The 16,651-nt window shown below is 54.7% G+C and carries 10 protein-coding genes, 1 tRNA gene and 4 pseudogenes; 5 read left to right on the forward strand and 10 right to left on the reverse strand.

Annotated features, from left to right (window positions below; translation table 11 throughout):
- Positions 1-38 precede the first annotated feature (38 nt).
- Positions 39-1,583 (reverse strand): helicase HerA-like domain-containing protein, encoded by a 1,545-nt coding sequence (locus QZ268_RS08335; protein WP_295450870.1) that lies wholly within the window; start codon positions 1,581-1,583, stop codon positions 39-41.
- A 629-nt stretch (positions 1,584-2,212) separates the two neighbouring features.
- Here QZ268_RS08335 and QZ268_RS08340 point away from each other — a divergent pair.
- On the forward strand, positions 2,213-2,848 hold the full coding sequence (locus QZ268_RS08340; RefSeq protein ID WP_295450873.1) for an invasion associated locus B family protein: 636 nt from the start codon (positions 2,213-2,215) through the stop codon (positions 2,846-2,848).
- A gap of 134 nt (positions 2,849-2,982) precedes the next feature.
- Here QZ268_RS08340 and QZ268_RS08345 read toward each other — a convergent pair.
- The 4 genes and pseudogenes from QZ268_RS08345 to QZ268_RS08360 all read right to left on the reverse strand — a co-directional run bounded on the left by QZ268_RS08345 (position 2,983) and on the right by QZ268_RS08360 (position 7,272).
- Positions 2,983-4,190 (reverse strand): annotated as a pseudogene (locus tag QZ268_RS08345) (beta-ketoacyl-[acyl-carrier-protein] synthase family protein).
- A gap of 31 nt (positions 4,191-4,221) precedes the next feature.
- A complete protein-coding gene (locus QZ268_RS08350) occupies positions 4,222-4,479 on the reverse strand; it encodes an acyl carrier protein (RefSeq protein WP_295450876.1) in 258 nt (85 codons plus the stop codon).
- 48 nt (positions 4,480-4,527) lie between these two features.
- Positions 4,528-5,601: a UDP-3-O-(3-hydroxymyristoyl)glucosamine N-acyltransferase gene (gene lpxD / locus QZ268_RS08355; protein ID WP_295450879.1), complete on the reverse strand. Its 1,074-nt coding sequence runs from the start codon at positions 5,599-5,601 to the stop codon at positions 4,528-4,530.
- A gap of 45 nt (positions 5,602-5,646) precedes the next feature.
- Positions 5,647-7,272, reverse strand: coding sequence for a L,D-transpeptidase family protein (locus tag QZ268_RS08360; RefSeq protein WP_295450882.1), 1,626 nt, complete (start codon positions 7,270-7,272; stop codon positions 5,647-5,649).
- Positions 7,273-7,630: 358 nt separating this feature from the next.
- On the opposite strand from QZ268_RS08360, the gene QZ268_RS08365 reads away from it, so the two are divergent.
- Positions 7,631-8,200 (forward strand): DUF882 domain-containing protein, encoded by a 570-nt coding sequence (locus QZ268_RS08365; RefSeq protein ID WP_295450885.1) that lies wholly within the window; start codon positions 7,631-7,633, stop codon positions 8,198-8,200.
- Between the two features lie 140 nt (positions 8,201-8,340).
- Positions 8,341-8,417: transfer RNA gene (locus tag QZ268_RS08370), tRNA-Arg, on the forward strand.
- A gap of 136 nt (positions 8,418-8,553) precedes the next feature.
- On the opposite strand, the pseudogene QZ268_RS08375 reads toward QZ268_RS08370, so the two are convergent.
- A pseudogene (locus QZ268_RS08375) lies at positions 8,554-9,264 on the reverse strand (IS5 family transposase); the annotation flags it as partial.
- Between the two features lie 545 nt (positions 9,265-9,809).
- Here QZ268_RS08375 and QZ268_RS08380 point away from each other — a divergent pair.
- Positions 9,810-11,168 carry an oligosaccharide flippase family protein gene (locus QZ268_RS08380; protein WP_295450888.1) on the forward strand — a complete coding sequence of 453 codons (1,359 nt, stop codon included), beginning with the start codon at positions 9,810-9,812 and terminating at the stop codon, positions 11,166-11,168.
- Positions 11,169-11,209: 41 nt separating this feature from the next.
- On the opposite strand, the gene QZ268_RS08385 is transcribed toward QZ268_RS08380, so the two are convergent.
- Both QZ268_RS08385 and QZ268_RS08390 read right to left on the reverse strand, forming a co-directional pair.
- The gene (locus QZ268_RS08385; protein WP_295450892.1) at positions 11,210-12,253 is read right to left on the reverse strand and encodes a glycosyltransferase; all 1,044 of its coding nucleotides are present in this window, start codon (positions 12,251-12,253) and stop codon (positions 11,210-11,212) included.
- Between the two features lie 80 nt (positions 12,254-12,333).
- Positions 12,334-12,674, reverse strand: a pseudogene (locus QZ268_RS08390) (transposase); the annotation flags it as partial.
- An 88-nt stretch (positions 12,675-12,762) separates the two neighbouring features.
- Between QZ268_RS08390 and QZ268_RS08395 the strand changes: the two are divergent.
- Positions 12,763-13,380: pseudogene (locus QZ268_RS08395) on the forward strand (transposase); the annotation flags it as partial.
- A gap of 145 nt (positions 13,381-13,525) precedes the next feature.
- Here the strand turns inward: QZ268_RS08395 and QZ268_RS08400 are convergent.
- A complete protein-coding gene (locus QZ268_RS08400; protein WP_295450896.1) occupies positions 13,526-14,953 on the reverse strand; it encodes a Hint domain-containing protein in 1,428 nt (475 codons plus the stop codon).
- Positions 14,954-15,296: 343 nt separating this feature from the next.
- The gene (locus tag QZ268_RS08405) at positions 15,297-16,637 is read right to left on the reverse strand and encodes a hypothetical protein (protein WP_295450898.1); all 1,341 of its coding nucleotides are present in this window, start codon (positions 16,635-16,637) and stop codon (positions 15,297-15,299) included.
- Between the last annotated feature and the right edge of the window lie 14 nt (positions 16,638-16,651).

Below are 16,651 nucleotides of genomic sequence, written 5' to 3' on the forward strand. Positions count from 1 at the left end.
ACCCTTAGGGGGCTGGCAGTTGCCGGCCCCCTTTTCACTTATCGTCCTTTGAACAAACCACCCAGTATGCCGCGCACCAAACGGCGGCCTGTGGTGCCTTTCAACTCTTTGATCACCGCTTCTGACATGGCAGAGGCAAAGGTATCTTTTGGTCTATGCCTGCGCGCAGACGAGCGCGGAACGCGGGCGCCAGAAAACCGCCGTGCTGCATTGAATTCCCGGGCCATCGGCTCTGGCGCCGCTTCGGCCTGAACCTCTGCTGCCTCAGCCTCTTGTGCTGCCTTGGCAGTGCGTGCCAGCAGAATTTCATAGGCAGAATGGCGATCTATGGGTTTGTCGTATTTCCCCGCCATATCCGATTGCTTGAGCACCTCTGCGCGCTCCGCTTTTGTCAGCGGCCCCAACTGGCTGCTGGGTGGCCGGATCAGGGTGCGCTCAACAATGCCCGGCACGCCCTTCTTTTGCAGCATCGAGGTCACCGCTTCCCCGACGCCGACTTCGCGAATGGCATCCTCGGTCGAGAACCGCGGGTTCTCCCGATAGGTCTCTGCGGCCAGTTTCAGGTTTTTGCGATCCCGCGCGGTAAAGGCGCGCAGCGCGTGCTGGATGCGATTGCCAAGCTGTCCCAGAATGTCCTCTGGAACGTCGCCCGGGCTCTGGGTGATGAAATAGATGCCAACCCCCTTGGAGCGGATCAGCCGCGCCACCTGTTCCACCTTGTCGACCAAGGCCTTGGGCGCGTCGTCAAACAACAGATGCGCCTCATCAAAGAAGAACACCAACCGGGGCTTGTCAGGATCGCCCACCTCGGGCAGCTCTTCAAACAGCTCGCTCAGCAGCCACAGCAGGAAGGTGGCATAAAGCTTGGGCGCAGACATCAGTTTGTCAGAGGCAAGGATATTGACCATGCCGCGCCCGGCGCTGTCTTGTCGCATTAGATCGCTCAGCGCCAGCGCAGGCTCACCAAACAGATCCGCGCCGCCCTGGTTTTCCAGGACCAACAGACGCCGCTGGATGGCCCCCACCGAGGCCGGAGAAACATTGCCATAGCGCAGTGATAGCTCGCCCCGGTTTTCACCAATCCAAACCAACAGCGCCTGTAGGTCCTTCAGATCCAGCAGCGGCAGGGCCTGTTCGTCCGCTAGCCGAAAGGCGATATTCAAAATCCCTTCCTGGGCTTCGCTCAGCTCCAGCAGTTGCGCCAACAGCAAAGGCCCCATCTCCGCCACCGTGGTACGCACGGGATGGCCCTGTTCGCCAAACAGATCCCAGAAGGTGACCGGACAGTCGTGGTATGTATAGGAGGAAAAACCGATTTTTTCAGCGCGGCCCACAAAGGCCGCATGGAGCTTATGGCTTGCTGTTCCCGCCTTGGCCAACCCGGAGAGATCGCCCTTTACATCCGCCAGGATTACCGGAACGCCGGCCTGGGAGAAGCTTTCAGCCAGGATTTGCAGGGTTACCGTCTTACCGGTGCCCGTGGCCCCGGCGATCAACCCGTGGCGGTTGGCATATTTGAAACGCATCTCTTGCGGCTCAGCGTAGCCTTCGCCACCGCCACCAATAAAAATCTTGTCCGTCATAGTCTTCCTTTGCCCGCCAATAGACGCCTCCAACCGGCCCCATGAAGGTACAGCCGGGAATCACCCCGGGCATGTGGACTTCAAGCAAGGCCCCTTGAAAACCGATTATTAACTTTTATATGCGATGAATGTCATGCTCGTCCTCTCTAATCGAGACCGCGACGGGCATTTCCTCCCTGTCAGACTGGCCGTGCCCTGGGCACGGCCTTTTTTTGTTGTCGCCTTTGAAGGCTGAGGGGCTGGCTTGTTGTTGCTGATCAATTTCTCACCGGTTTTGCCCTCTATTTGAGCGGCCAGAGCGGGGAAAACCTCCAGGTTTGGCGGCTTTGGGCAGAAATACCGGGTAAAGCAGCCAGGTGTCACATTTTTTTGCTATTCCATGTTGACCCGAGCACAGGCCTTTCGTAACGTCCTACTCAATAACTAAGTCGGCCAGTCCGACGGGGAGAACTAAACAAAAAGGGAAGCCGGAGAGCTTCCTTTTTTGCTTTTGTAGCAAACGCTTCACTTGTTATTAAACTGTTTTACAAATCCTTGCCGATTTCTTACCCGTGGCGGGATTGAGACCTGACACCCCAGTTGCAACATGGTAAAGGCTCTGCAAACGACCTGAGAATAATGAGGCATTCATGATCAAGTCCCTTACGCCAATGACCCTGGCCGCCCTGCTGGCGGTAACGAGCGCCGTGTCCGCCCAGGACAGTGAAACAACCACCACAGACACATCCGAACCGGTTGCGCAGGCCAACGAAGCAACTGCAGACCAGGTGCTGGATCTTGGTCAGCCTGTTGATGATGGCACCCCAAAGCTTGGAGATCGCTACGCCAAAGAAACCCATGGCGATTGGGATCTGGCCTGCATCAAGACCGAAGCTGAAACAGATCCCTGTTCTTTGCTGCAAATTCTGACGGATCCAAACGGCAATCCCATGGCCGAAGTCTCGCTGTTCCGGATTGATCAACCCGGTGGCCAGGCCGTTGCCGGTGCCACAATCATTGTTCCGCTGGAAACCATGCTGCCCGCCGGGCTGACCATTTCGGTCGATGGCGCCCCTGGCAAGCGCTATAACTACTCTTTCTGTAACCCGCTTGGCTGCGTCGCCCAAATTGGGTTGACCCAATCGGATATCGACACCTTCAAAGCAGGCGGCGAAGCCACCCTGTCACTGCGCCCCGCTCCTGCACCAGATCAGCTGGTTGAGATGAAAATGTCGCTCAAAGGCTTTACCGCGGGCTACAATGTTGTGGACGTGGTGCAGCAGTAAGCTGCGCTCTTAGGCGCGTATGGCGGTTTTTGCCCCGCGCCTATTCCAACCTCTGAACAAATAAAAACCACCGCAGGTCATTCGCCTGCGGTGGTTTTTTTCACGACAGATCTGCGCCTTTTGGATCTGGCGTGTTAAACACGCCCCAAGGCCAGGACAGCATTCAGGCCGCCAAAGGCAAAGGCATTGGAGAGCGCCACATCAATCCGCGCTTCGCGGGCCTGGTTTGGCACCACATCCAGAGCACATTCCGGGTCTGGTTCTTCATAACCAATTGTCGGTGCAATCACCCCGTCCTTCAGCGCCATGATACAGGCCAACAGCTCAACAGCGCCGGTGCCGCCGATCAGATGCCCATGCATGGATTTGGTTGAAGACATCATCAGCCGATCCGCATGGGGTCCAAAGACATCCGCCACCGCAGCGCATTCGGTTTGTCATTGGCCACGGTTCCGGTGCCATGGGCGTTGATATAGCCAACGCGCTCGCGGTCCACGCCGGCATCCTGAAGCGCGCCAGCGATGGCCCGCGCCGCCCCCTGTTTGCTGGGCATGACGATATCTGAAGCATCCGAAGACATGGCAAAGCCCAGAACCTCGCACAGGATTTCTGCCCCGCGTGCCTGTGCGTGTTCATATTCTTCAAACACAAAAATCCCGGCACCTTCGCCCTGAACCATGCCATTGCGATTGGCACTAAAGGGACGGCAGGCCTTTTTCGACATCACCCGCAGCCCTTCCCAGGCTTTGACACCGCCAAAGCACAGCATGGATTCCGACCCACCGGTGATCATCGCCGGGCTCATGCCGCTGCGCACCATCTGAAAGGCCTGGGCCATGGCGTGGTTGGAGGAGGCACAGGCGGTCGAGACGGTAAAGCTGGGGCCTTTGAGATTGAATTCCATCGAGACATGGCTGGCCGCTGCGTTATTCATCAGCTTGGGCACCACAAAGGGATGCACCCGGTTCTTGCCATCCTCATAGACCGAACGGTAATTGTCATCCCAGGTGGAGACCCCGCCGCCAGCGGTGCCGAGAACCACGCCGGATTTGGCAGACAGTTCACCATGGAATTCGAGCCCGGATTGCAAAATGGCTTCCTTGGCAGCGATCAGCGTAAACTGGGTGAACCGGTCATAGAGGCTCATTTGTTGCCGGTTGAACCGCCCCTCGGCCTCAAACCCGCGCACCTGGCCGCCGATCCGAATCGAGAGCCGCTCCACGTCGCGAAATTCAAGCTTGCCAATACCGCAACGGCCCTCGCGCATGGCTTCAAAGGTGGAGGCAACCGAATGCCCCAAGGCATTGATGGTCCCGGCTCCGGTAATGACAACGCGCTTCATGTCGTATTCCCCTAGGATTCAAGCGCTGATATCACGAGGGTTGTGACACTAACTTGTCAATCCCAGCGATGATGGCCGCGACATTTGAGATATCAAAATCGCTGTCTTCAGGTGTATTGGAGTTGAAGGGGATTGAGATATCAAATTCCTCTTCAATGGCAAAAATGCACTCCACCAGCCCCATGCTGTCGATCCCAAGATCCTCCAACGTGCTGGTAAGGGTTACATCCGATGGTTCAAGCAGCGCCTGTTCGGCGACAATTGCGATGACCTTGTCCTGAGTGCTCATTCCGGCCCCCTGATCTGTGATGTCGAGGCAGATGTAGCTGCTTCAATCCTATTTGAAAACAGCCTTTTTCAGGTTTTCGATATCCCGCATCAGCCGTGGCAAACGCCGCTGTGCCTTGTAGATTTCAGTATGGGTTTCCATTTTGACCGCCGGGTAGCCCATGACGACCCGCCCCGCAGGCACATTGGAGATGATTTTGGTAGCACCGCCGGCAATCACCCCATCGCCAATAAAGATATTGTCCGCAGCGCCACATTGCCCGCCCATGACAACATTATTGCCCACCTCAACCGAGCCGGACAGGCCACATTGGCCACAGATCAGGCAATCCCGGCCAATCCGGGTGTTGTGCCCCACATGCACCTGGTTATCCAACTTGCTGCCAGAGCCAATCTGAGTGTCGCGAATGGTGCCATTGTCGATGGTGCAATTGGCGCCAAGCTCCACATCGTCGCCGATCGTCACCGCCCCTAGGGAGTGTATGCGCAGCCAGCTTTGGGATTGCGCACCGCCCTGATCGCCAACGGTTTTGCGGACGTTTTCCACCCCCGAAACCTCTGGGGTGACATAGGAAAATCCGTCACTGCCAATACGGGCACCGGGTTGGGCGCGAAAGCGATCCCCAATGCGGGCGCGCGCCCCAATCGAGACCATCTCGCGCAGCTGTGCCTGAGCGCCGATTTCGACCTCGGCACCAATATAGCAATGCGGCCCGATGATTGAGCCAGCGCCGATTTTGGCGCCCGCAGCGATAATGCTCAGCGGGCCAACGGAAACATCTGCGCCCAGGGTGGCGCTGGGGTCGATCACCGCCGTGGGATGAATGCCGGGGGCAAATCCCTGCCCCTTATCCATCAACACTGAAACCCCACCCAAAGCCATGCGTGGACGGGTGGCGAACAGCGCCGCCTTCAGCCCCAGGGTCTGCCAGTCGGCCCCATCCCACAGCAAAGCCACCTGAGCTGCGCCGCGCGCCAAGCCTTCGGCATATTTGGCAGAGGTGGCCATGGCAAGATCTTGAGGGCCGGCATCCTGGGGCTCTGCCGCGCGGGCAATAACCAGATCCAGGTCACCCTGTGCCTCTACACCAATGGCCTCTGCGATCTCGCGAACTGTGTACATATCTAGGGGCCCTTTCCGGCTCAAGCTCCTGATCGGGCCCCAGATTTACCCCTGAACGTCTGACAGTGACACCCCAGCCCGCTCCAGTGCAGACCAGACCTTGGCATCACGCCCATAAACATCCCGGCGGAACTCGGCCCGGCCTTTGTTGGACACATATGCGGTTCGGTAGATAATGTGAACAGGCACCTGCTGATCCAGCTCCACCTTGGTTTCCTTACCGGATTTCAAAATGCGGTGGAAAAAGTCGATTGGGTCTTCGGTTTGTTTGGCCAGCAGCGCATAGGCAAATTCAAAAGGTTGCGCCAAACGAATACAGCCATGCGAAAAGGCGCGGACTTCGCGTTTGAACAGGCTCTTTTGTGGCGTGTCATGTAGGTAGATGTTGTATTTGTTCGGAAACATGAACTTGACCAGGCCAAGCGCGTTGCTCCGGCTGGGCGGCTGGCGCATCGCATAGGGAAAGTTGCGCGCAGTAAACTGAGAAAAATCCGTATTGGCGCGGTTGACCACCCGGCCACGGTTGTCGGTGATCTGAATATGTCCAACCGCATTGGGATTGTTGCGCAGTTTTGGCAGATATTCCTGGGTGATAATCGACCGCGGCACATACCAGCTGGGATTGATCACCATATGCTCCATCACATCGGAGAACTCGGGCGAGCGGCGACCAGATTGGTTTTTGCCGATGACGGAACGGGTTTCAAAGGTGATATCGCCATTGTCGATAATCTTGGCGGTAAAGTCGGTCTGGTTCACCAGAACGTGGCGCGCCCCCCGGTCCGGTGTCAGCCAGCGTTCCCGCTCCATGGCGATGATCACCGATTTCAGGCGGTCGCGCACCGGACGGTTGATTTCCTTTAGGGTGCCGCCGCCGGCAACACCGTCTACCTCCAGCCCATGGTCGGACTGAAAGCTCTCAACAGCGCGTTCAATGTTATGGTCGTAATTGGCCGTGGCGCTGCGCTCCATGTAGCCCAAAGCGATAAGCCGATTGCGCAGAGCAACAACGTTGCGCCCGGTATCGCCGGGTTCCAGTTTGCTGCCTGAAACGGTTGGCCCCCAGCCACCCGCCGCCTGCACTTGCTCCAGACGCAGCTTTTCCCGCATCAAGGCGCGATACTGTGGCGAAGCCGGAACCAGGGTACGCATATAGGCAAAGGGTTGATTGTCCCGCATCCCCGCCAGCGCCGCCGCGCCGTCGTGATCGCGCCGCTCGCGGACCATGTCGCTGTCGATGGCAGAAGGTTTCAGCAAACCTGTCTGGACCATGGCTGCATAGTTAACAAATGCAGTGCTGAGTGCGGCCTCAACCTGGCCAAAATCACGGGCCGTACGGGCATTCCGCATCTGCTCTACCAGGGATGCGGCAGTGCCAGATTGGTCAGGGAGCCCATGGGCAGAGGCCTCCTCCAGCGCCCGCAACAGCGCCGCGCGCCGCTGGTTTGATGCCGCGTCACCGCCGGTCCAGAGGGCCGAATAGGTATTTTCCCGATAAAACTGCGCAACATCATCGTTAACAGACGCAGTAGAGGCGACAGCTTGACGAAAAGCCGTGGACTGCGCGGTTGCCATGGTGCCAAAACCAAAACTGCTGATGCTGCCCAAGGCCAGGGCAAAAAGCCCATATTTAAGACGTGCAGCGCGCCTCGGGGAATTGATTTTGGTCATATTTTTAAGTCCTCAACAGCGATGAACAGTAACAATGGTAGCAGCTCTATGAATTATTGGTGAAAGACAGTCCAGAATGTCCATTCACGTTTCCGAAACCACGCTATGTCAGTGTGATTGTGGTGCGATGCTGTCGCATAAATAGGGGTAATCGACGTTACTCTTAGGGGAAATATTTACCACACGTCCCCTTTTGCGCAATTTTTTGCCGAAAATCCTCATCAAAGAGGCGGCGGGCAAAACGGACCTTGGTAAATGATTCTCACTGTGGCATACCGACCACAGGAAAAAAACGCAGTCGGCTCGTAACATCGGGCATAGGCAGGATTAATCACGTTCGGGATGGCGTAGTTAAGATATGGCAGAACTTACTAAGACGGGCATGACCCGGCGGGCACTTCTTGGGGCATTTGCAGCAACAACCGTGGCGGCAGCACCAACGTTTTCTAAGGCAGCAGGTTTTCTACGTGGTGGCGGTGATATCCGCCGCATTCGGATGTTTTCCGGGCGTACTGGTGAACGGCTGGATATGATCTACTGGATTGATGGCGACTACATCAAAGACGCCGTGAAAGAGATCAACTACTTCATGCGCGACTGGCGGACCGATCAGGTTAAATCCATGGATCTGCGTACCATCGACATCATGGCAGCTTCACATAACCTGCTCGATATCTCCGAACCCTATTTGATGTTGTCCGGGTATCGTAGCCCGCAGACCAACGCGATGCTCCGTCGGCGCTCACGCGGGGTGGCTAAGAACTCGCTGCATATGCGTGGACAGGCCGCCGATCTGCGTCTGGCTTCGCGCTCTGTCACCCAAATGGCAAATGCCGCCAAGGCCTGTCAAGCTGGTGGCGTTGGCAAATACCGCGGCTCGAACTTTGTCCATATGGACTGTGGTGTCGTGCGCAGCTGGAACGGCTAACACGGCGCTTTTCGTCGTTGGTTGCGATCGATGGCTGCGTCGGCTTTAGGCAGCCTTTGGCTTTGGGATGGTTTTTTTCTACGCAGGCCGTTTTGCCATTGCAGCTCAATCTCTTGGCGGTTATACCGCCGCTATTGTTAGCACCTGTAGCTCAGCTGGATAGAGCGCTGCCCTCCGAAGGCAGAGGCCAGAGGTTCGAATCCTCTCAGGTGCGCCAGAATTCATAAGGCTCGACGTGTTTTTCGTCGGGCCTTTTCACTTTTATTGATATAGTTTCAATCACATAACCGGTCTCCCTAGGCTTTGCTGCGCAAATCGTCTGAAGGACAGCCTCCCCCTTTCCCCGGACGGAGTTATCCTTCGGGCTCTGTGACAGGTTTGCCAAGAGCGGTGTAGCGGTTCAAGACGGCGATCCGGATTTGGATCTCAGCGACCTGTCGGTCGAAGTCTCGGACCATCAAGGATTGGCCCAATTGCTTCACACTGTCCATCTTGGTCTCGACGCGGCTCCTGCGGTGATATCCGCTGCATCGCTTCCAAATGGTTCGACCGAAGTAGCGCGAGTCATCCACTGCATCGTTCCGAGCGATGGCTCCGGCCGGGATGCGTTTCCACGGCTTGGCGTTCTTGCGTGGCGGTAGGACAGCATGGGCACCACGAGCGGCAATCGCGTCATGGCATTTGCGGGTGTCATATGCCCCGTCTGCGGTCACTGACCCCACGTCCGGATCGGGTTGGATTTGGTTGAGAAGATCAGGCAGCATTGGAGCGTCGCCGATACTGCTGGTCGTGACCTCCACGGCTCGCACTTCCAGCGTTTCTTCGTCAATTCCGATATCTATCTTGCGCCAGAGCAGACGTTTTGGACCACGATGCTTGCGAGCATTCCACTCGCCTTCGCCTTCGGCCTTGATCCCCGTGCTGTCAACAGGGAGGTTCAGTGGGCCCTTGCTACCACAATAAGGCCGGTTCACGTTCAGTGTCTTTTGACGTGGGCTCAATGTGCTGAAATCCAGCGCAGACCAATCCAGACCCGCCAAACGCAACAGGCTCTGAACGTCCCCCCCTCCCCCCCGTTCGCCAGTGGGCTCGAACCAGTGGTGCCTTCTCATCGTTGCAAACAGAACTGCCTTGAATGAATTTGAAAACCAAGTAGGGTCGATCACGGTTCGCACAGGTACAAGTCTGCCCGACCGCATTTCGAGAACAGTTGGAAGTGAGAGTGCAGTTGTATCTGGCGCAGGGTGAAAACGTGCCCCTGATCGTGCATGTACCGGCAGATCGTGGGAAGCGGTGGGGGAAGCAGCAAGCAGGACAGTCGTGCGGTACCTTGGCTATTGCCTAGTACTGAGGCCGCAGAACAAGTCCCTTCAGAGAAATGGGAGATGTCTCAGGTACTGATTTGTGCAACAAGGCCGTATGCTCGGCGCATTTATGCAGGAGAATCTATTAATTTTGGCCTCCAGCCTTGTCAGCTCAGATCCGCGCAGTGAAGTCACTGGTAAGGGTACTCTCAAGAGCACGATTGTAGCCAAACTTGTGATGTCGCACCGTCAAATCACGTCAAAAAGACCCCCAGGGTAATGGAAGTAACTCGAAACCTAATTCAATGCCGTTTAAAGAAATAATAAAGTCTCAAACTCTGTCGGCACGTTTTTTGCGCAGCTCGGCTTGGTCGATAATAGGGTATGGCGGTGGTCAAGTTATCCGCTTCGCATCCAATCTCGTATTGACGAGGATCCTGTTCCCAGAAGATTTTGGTCTTATGGCGCTGGTGACCGTGTTCCTGGTCGGCCTCATGATGATCTCAGATGTGGGATTGTCTCCCTCTATTCAGCAGAGTTCTCGCGGCGATGACCCGGTATTTCTGGATACCGCTTGGACAATTCAAATTTTGCGCGGCCTATTGCTTTGGGGAGCATCTTTTGTAATTGCCCCATTGGGAGCAAGGTTTTACGATTCAGAACATCTTTCTTTGATGTTACCTGTCGCTGGAATATCCTTACTTGTCGCTGGTTTCACTCCAACTCGAGTTGAGACTGCAAACAGGCATCTGAAAATTGGCGTGGTGACATCCTTAGATATAACAGCGCAATTCCTTGCGTTCGTTGCCAATGTGGCGTTGGCATTAATACTGCAATCTGTTTGGGCACTGGTCATTGGTACGGTTATTGGTGCAGGTGTGAGGCTGTTCTTCATGGTGGCTTTCCTGCCGGGCCACAAGAACAGAATTAGATGGGAATCAAGCACTGCCACTGAGATTGTTACTTTTGGTCGATGGATTTTTCTCAGTACGGTATGTGGTTTTTTGCTGGTGCAGTCGGATAAAGCCATACTTGGGAAGTACATCGATTTGTCTCAGCTCGGAATTTATAATATTGGATTTTTTCTAGCTTCCGTGCCACAGGCCATGGCTGCAAGTTTGATGTCGCGCATCTTGATTCCTATTCATCGCGAGTGGAATCCACTTTTTTCTCATGAAAATTACACGCGGCTTAGAAAGACCCGTTTTGCCCTCACTTTTGTAACTTTGTCTCTCCAATGCGTGTTGGCCTGGTCTGGCATCTGGGTCGTGGATATATTGTATTCAGATCAATACTCTGCTGCCGGAGGTGTTCTCGTTGCAATCGCATGCATGAATACCCCTTACCTTACAGGTATGACATACGATTACGCCGCACTTGCTGCGGGCGACTCTAAAGGAATGTTCTTTCTACAGTTAATGAAAACAATCCTTCAGCTAACTCTCTTTTCAATTGGGTTTTTCTCATTTGGTCTTGTTGGCGCGCTAGCTGGCGTGTGGCTGTCGCAGCTCTTTTCACATATTTTTGTTGTCCGGCTGGCACGCAAGCATGGGGTCTGGGATTGGAGCCATGATCTTGTTTTCGGCCTTGTCGCTACATGCGTATGCGCTATGGCGATTTATGTGCAAAGGGATGAGTTGCTGTTGCTTTTAGATTTTAAATAATTTGGTGCTGATGCTGGTAGATTAGAGCGCAGCAGGCGTCGTCACGATGTGGTGACTCTGTTGTCGCAAATTGCCGAAAAGGATTGCAGCACACCTCTCTTGAATTCCTCTTCCGAATATTTTTCTAATATATTTTGGGAAGCCTTTCTCCTCATGGCGTCAAAACTCTTGCGATTTTCTTGGTATCCCCCGATAATTCGAATTGCGCCTTCGTAGAAGCGCATTAGGTTGTCTTCGGGCACCTTGTAGCCATTGTCTTCGTTGAAATACTCGTCTCCACCTACACCCGAGTACCCGATAACGATAGAGCCAGTGGCCATTGCTTCAGCGGCAGGAAGTCCAAACCCTTCGCGCTCTGAAAAGGACAAGAAAAACAGGGATTCCCCTATTTTTTTGGCTGCATCTGTATTGGACAACCCATCGATGGGAACAAATGAGATATCCTTCATTTCTGGGCTAGCCCTCAAACATTTTATCAGAGCCAAGGAATCGTTTTCTCGTTTTCTGGGCATGTAAGCCACCTGAAAGGACTTATCCTCTACATATCCAAAAATTTCCTTTGAAATACAAAGAGGGAAGAAGTGTCCTTCATCCCCCATGACCATTCTATTTGCAGCTGAACATGCATCCGAAATGGAGAGAGAGGTGTGGAAATTTCGTTTATCGAAACCGTCTTTGGTTGAGGAATTAAGGAGAGCGAATGGGTTTTGGTTGAATAGTACTTTTCTAACGTACTGGGGAACACGGTCAGGCATCCAAGCTGAAACGTATTCAGGAACGATCAGTACGTCACCCGGTCTGGCATCCCATTTTGGGCATGGCTTGGCATTTCCTTCTGGCCTAACTTTACGTCCCAACGCGTAGTCGAGCAAAGTTTTCTTTTTAGTTCTAAAGTCGGGTTCACGTACAACCGGAGACCATATCCGGGGAGCTGTCTTTATATAGCTCTGATACTCGAAATCGGGTCGGCTATATAGCGCAACTGCTTCAATGTTGTTTTCGTTTAGGACATTGATCGTATCTAGTATTACGGATATTCCTCCGCGTACAACGGCGACATCTGGAACGAAAAACAAAAACCTCATTTGGAACTTCCCAACTAGTGTAATATAGAAATAGTTCTGACCGTGTTTGCGCCGTTTTTCAAGCTGAGGCTTTGGAATCATTAGTAAAAGGTCACAGTTGCGGCATGCGCGATGGCAGACAGGAAGACCATGGGGCTTCGGTCATAGCGCGTGGCGACGCGTCGCCAGTCCTTTGAACGTCCAAACATGATTTCGATCCGGTTGCGCCTTCTGTAGCGGCGCTTGCCGTATTTGACGGGCTTGTAGCGTGACTTTCGACCGGGGTTGCAGGGCGTTATCTTCTTGTCTATGGGGCCTTCGCGGAACCAATCCGCATCATACCCCCGCCCCCCAGGAGCCAATCCTAGGTCGGAAGACTGCTCAATAATGCCATCGCTCCAGTGTAGTCGCTGACCTGACCAGCCGTCATGAAGAACCGTATGGACCCGCCCACGCACCTCGCGGCCCTGTTGTGCCCCTAGATTTGTTGACGCTTTTCTTGGTAATTTTGGAAGCAAAGGAGGATACAAATGTCAGGGCAAATTTGCTACTCAGTTGAGTTCAAGATCGACGCGGTGGCGCAGATCATCGAGCGCGGATTTTCGGTCAAGGAGGTGGCCGAACGGTTTGGTATCAGCACCAAATCACTCTACACGTAGAACCTCCAGCTGCATCATGTTGTGTCTGACATTACGGGTATGACGGGGATGAAAACCATCAGAGCGGTTATTGCGGGCGAGCGGGATCTGAATGTGTTGGCGGCCTTCCGTGACGTGCGATGCAAGGCCCATGTCGAGACGATCAAGTCTGCGCTCCATGGGATGGGGCTGTCTCTGTCCCTAAAATTGGTTGGCGAATGCGGTACTGATCTGCGCGCTTGGCCGAGTGCTAAGCACTGCACGTCGTGGCTCTGCCTGGCAACAGGGAACAAGATATCTGGCGGTAAGGTGCTGTCATCGCGTACGAGACGATCTTCCAGCCGTGCGGCGGCCCTGCTGCGTTTGGCTCCGGTCACTATCGGGCGTAGCGATACCGCTCTTGGGGCTTTCTACCGCCGACTGGCAGCAAGGGCGGGCAAGTCCAAAGCGGTCAAAGAAACAGCGCGCAAGATTGCCGCTCTGTTCTATAACACCCTCCGCCACGGCATGCAAAAGTGCCCCACTTAAGTGGGTTATGTGAAACGCCCCGAGTTTGTCGGAGACCATCAACTTAAGTAAGGATGATGGTTCTGACAAAAAGAAAAATGGAAAATCGCTACGCCTGTGCATCCGCGCCCGCGCTCCAAGATGGCCCCTAAGAAGCGCGTAGCAGCTGACTTTCATGTGATTTCAACGTCGTTCGCGCCGTCGGGCCGTAGTGTCCAAAATCCGCCATAAGAGCGAGTACTTCAGCCTGTGTTTCGGCATCAAAGGAGCCCAGGGTTTCAGCGCCTGGATGATAGCTTTCACTTTCCAGGCCATTGCCGCACAGGATTTCATGCTGATCAAACAGCAGGTGCACATAGGTCACCAACTGACCATCCGCCACCACGCGGATCGTTGTGTCGTTTACAAGATGTTTGGCTTTGACCAGGACTTCGAACTGTCCAAAGAGCAGCTCTGCCAGATCTGAAGAGATCAACACCCGGTGATTTGGCGAGACCGCGATGCAGTCGTGACGGCCAAGCGCGTTTTCTGCAAAAACCACCGGTGCATTTCGCCCTGAAGCACAGCGGGTACTGCGCCCAATCCAGCGCAGCGGCTGTAGCCCATGATCTCGGGTCACAATTCGGTCTCCGACCTCAAGCGCTTCAACAGCCTCCAAGCCAAATTCGGTTTTGATCAGCGTGCCTGCCACAAAACAGGGCGCGGTGCTGACGACAGTTTTGACCTGAACTGATCCAGTGTCGGTGTGGCCCTCATCATCCGCCACCGTATAAGAAAAGCTGCTGGTCTCATCGACGGTGCTGTCATTGCTGATCGAAAGCGTCCCGTCAGCATTCAGGGTCACCACCTCGCCGCTGCCCAGGGTGACGGTGTCCCCAGCTGAGACCGCCTGCCCCTCGATATGGGTGATCGTCAGACTGCTGCCGTCGCTGTGAAGGTCATTGTCCAGAACATTTAGGACCTCGGAGCCGTCACCGGAAATTTCAAACACGTCACTGGTGGCAGTCAGACCGTCTTCAAAAGGGCCGGTCAATGTGTCGATATCGGAATTCCACACCAGATCGCCAAGCAATCCACCCTCTGGGAGGCCAGAAAAGTCGATGATCATGGTGGTATAAAGATCGCCTACGGCCTCGCTTCCGGTAATGTTGACAATACCGGTATAGGTGGCGGAAATGGTGCCCGTCAGGTCTTCGTATTCCGGGGAGAGCTTGAACGGATAGCCATTTTTGGATGTGGGCGTCGATCCCCCCAGAGGGTCTTCGTCCGTGGCAAATTTTGTATCAAACACCGAACTTGCCGGAGCCAGGTCAATCTGCAACGAGGTCAATAGTTTGGTTGTCGTCAGATCATGCCAGTCATAGCCAAAGTACATATCGATATCGGTCCCTGACGCACCACCAGCGGTGTAGGGATCCAATGCCTTCCAGGTCAGGACTTCGGTTGTGCCATCCGCGAAGGTTGCGGTGATTTGGGCGCCATCCAGATCCACCCCGCGAGAAGATGTGTCGGTGCGCACGCCATGGGCGCTTTCATGCGGGTCTTCATCTAGCCGGATAATGTCGACTGTGGGCATGACTGTTGACTACTTTCGAATGGACGCCGCCGACGCCAGTTCGAGTGCTGTGCCGATCGCATGTGCCTGAATTAAGTGCCGGTTTGAATTCTATGCCCCCAAAGTGCGCGGCCACAGTGGCAAAAACGCAGCCGAAATTAGGCATTCTTTTCCCTTTTTTGCGAATTGACAGGCCTACCGTCTCCTGCGGAATCCAGCCAATCAGACCAAAAATCGCCTTGCGAGCGTTCCCCCAGCCTATGATCTGGAGCCTTGGGCGCGGAACATCGGCCTGCCTGTCAGCTCTGCGCTGGATCGTTGATCATTTGCAGCGCTCAGGAAACTTTGCAACCGGACGCCATCCTCAGATGGCCTGCAACAGGTCGGCAGCTGGGAGAGCCTCGGACCAGAGGCGGATGTCTTTGAGTGTGGCGTTGCCCACTGGGAAGAGCTTCGTTGGCGCAGACAACAGGTCAGCCATGCCACCATGGGCTATCTGTCCGGTTGACACCCCGTTGCAAAAGCCCTCGATAGCCGTGGCGGTCACGATCAAAGCAATGGAAAAGTGAACCTCGGTTCCAGGGGAATAAGCATCAGGGGCAGACTGCGCACCCGTAAAAACCCCACCCAAATTACTTTTGAAATTCACCTCTCCAGTTTCTGCACCAGAAGTGTCCAAAGAGATTTCAAGATAATCATCGCTGGAAACGCGCCATTCAATTAGCTTTACAGTGTTGAAGCTGTCCTCATCAGCATAGGTCACAGTGCCATTAATGAGCAGGGTCAGCTCCTCGGGCATGGCGCCATCAAAGGCAGAAGATAAAGCTGGCGTGTCGATCTGTAAGCTTTCAGCGGCGACAGAGACCGGTGATCCAGTTGAAACTATTGGAGATGTTGAGACACCTCCGCTTTCGACCTGTGGCAGGCCAATACGAAGAACAATATTTATGCTGTTTCCATCAGGCACACGGACAAACAAGCCCTTAGCAGCAATGTTAGTAGTTCCCGCAGGTGCTGCCTGCCCACCACCACTCAGGCGCTGTAAATCCCCAGTAATGTCAGACGTGACATCTCTATTGGCCTGGCCGATAAGAGCGTTCCCAGCGTCTCGGTAATGGCCGTAAAGTTGAACCGTGCCAGTGGAAGCTCCGAGCGAACCAGAAATAAGCTTAAGATAAGCGCTGATCGTGTAAGTGTCGCCTGGACTAGTCACAACCGGTCGGTTGTCAGTGATGTTATAAAACTGAGTGGTCCCTGCGTTGTTGGTTCCGCTAATACTCCAATCAATGTAGGGGATGCCATTTTCTGTCCCGGTCGCCACGACTTCAGTAACGATGTCAGTTGAGCCGCCTTGAATGGTCACATCTGAACCAAGTGTTTGGAACGTACTGCCGAGGCTCGCATCGTCAAGCTTGCTGTAGCTGAATTCCTGCGTTCGGGTCGCACTCTCCACCAGCTGGCCAGCAGGCACCAGCTTGCCATCTTTCCAGATGTGATGCCCGGTGCGCGGCTCGCCTGCCAGCGCCTTGACCCAGTGACCCAGGGCGTTAAGTTTCCAGGCGGCGGATAGCCGGGAAAAGCTGAACAGCCCGTTGAAGACCCCAGGCGTACCGTTGAGACCATAGATCCCAGAAGAATAGTCCGCGACCACAGCCGGGGCCTTGCCGCCGATACTGTAGCGCCTCAGTGGCGCGGTTTGCGCCACGCCGATCCCCAACC

It is taken from the genome of uncultured Pseudophaeobacter sp., assembly GCA_905479575.1.
In the GTDB taxonomy this organism is placed as follows: domain Bacteria; phylum Pseudomonadota; class Alphaproteobacteria; order Rhodobacterales; family Rhodobacteraceae; genus Pseudophaeobacter.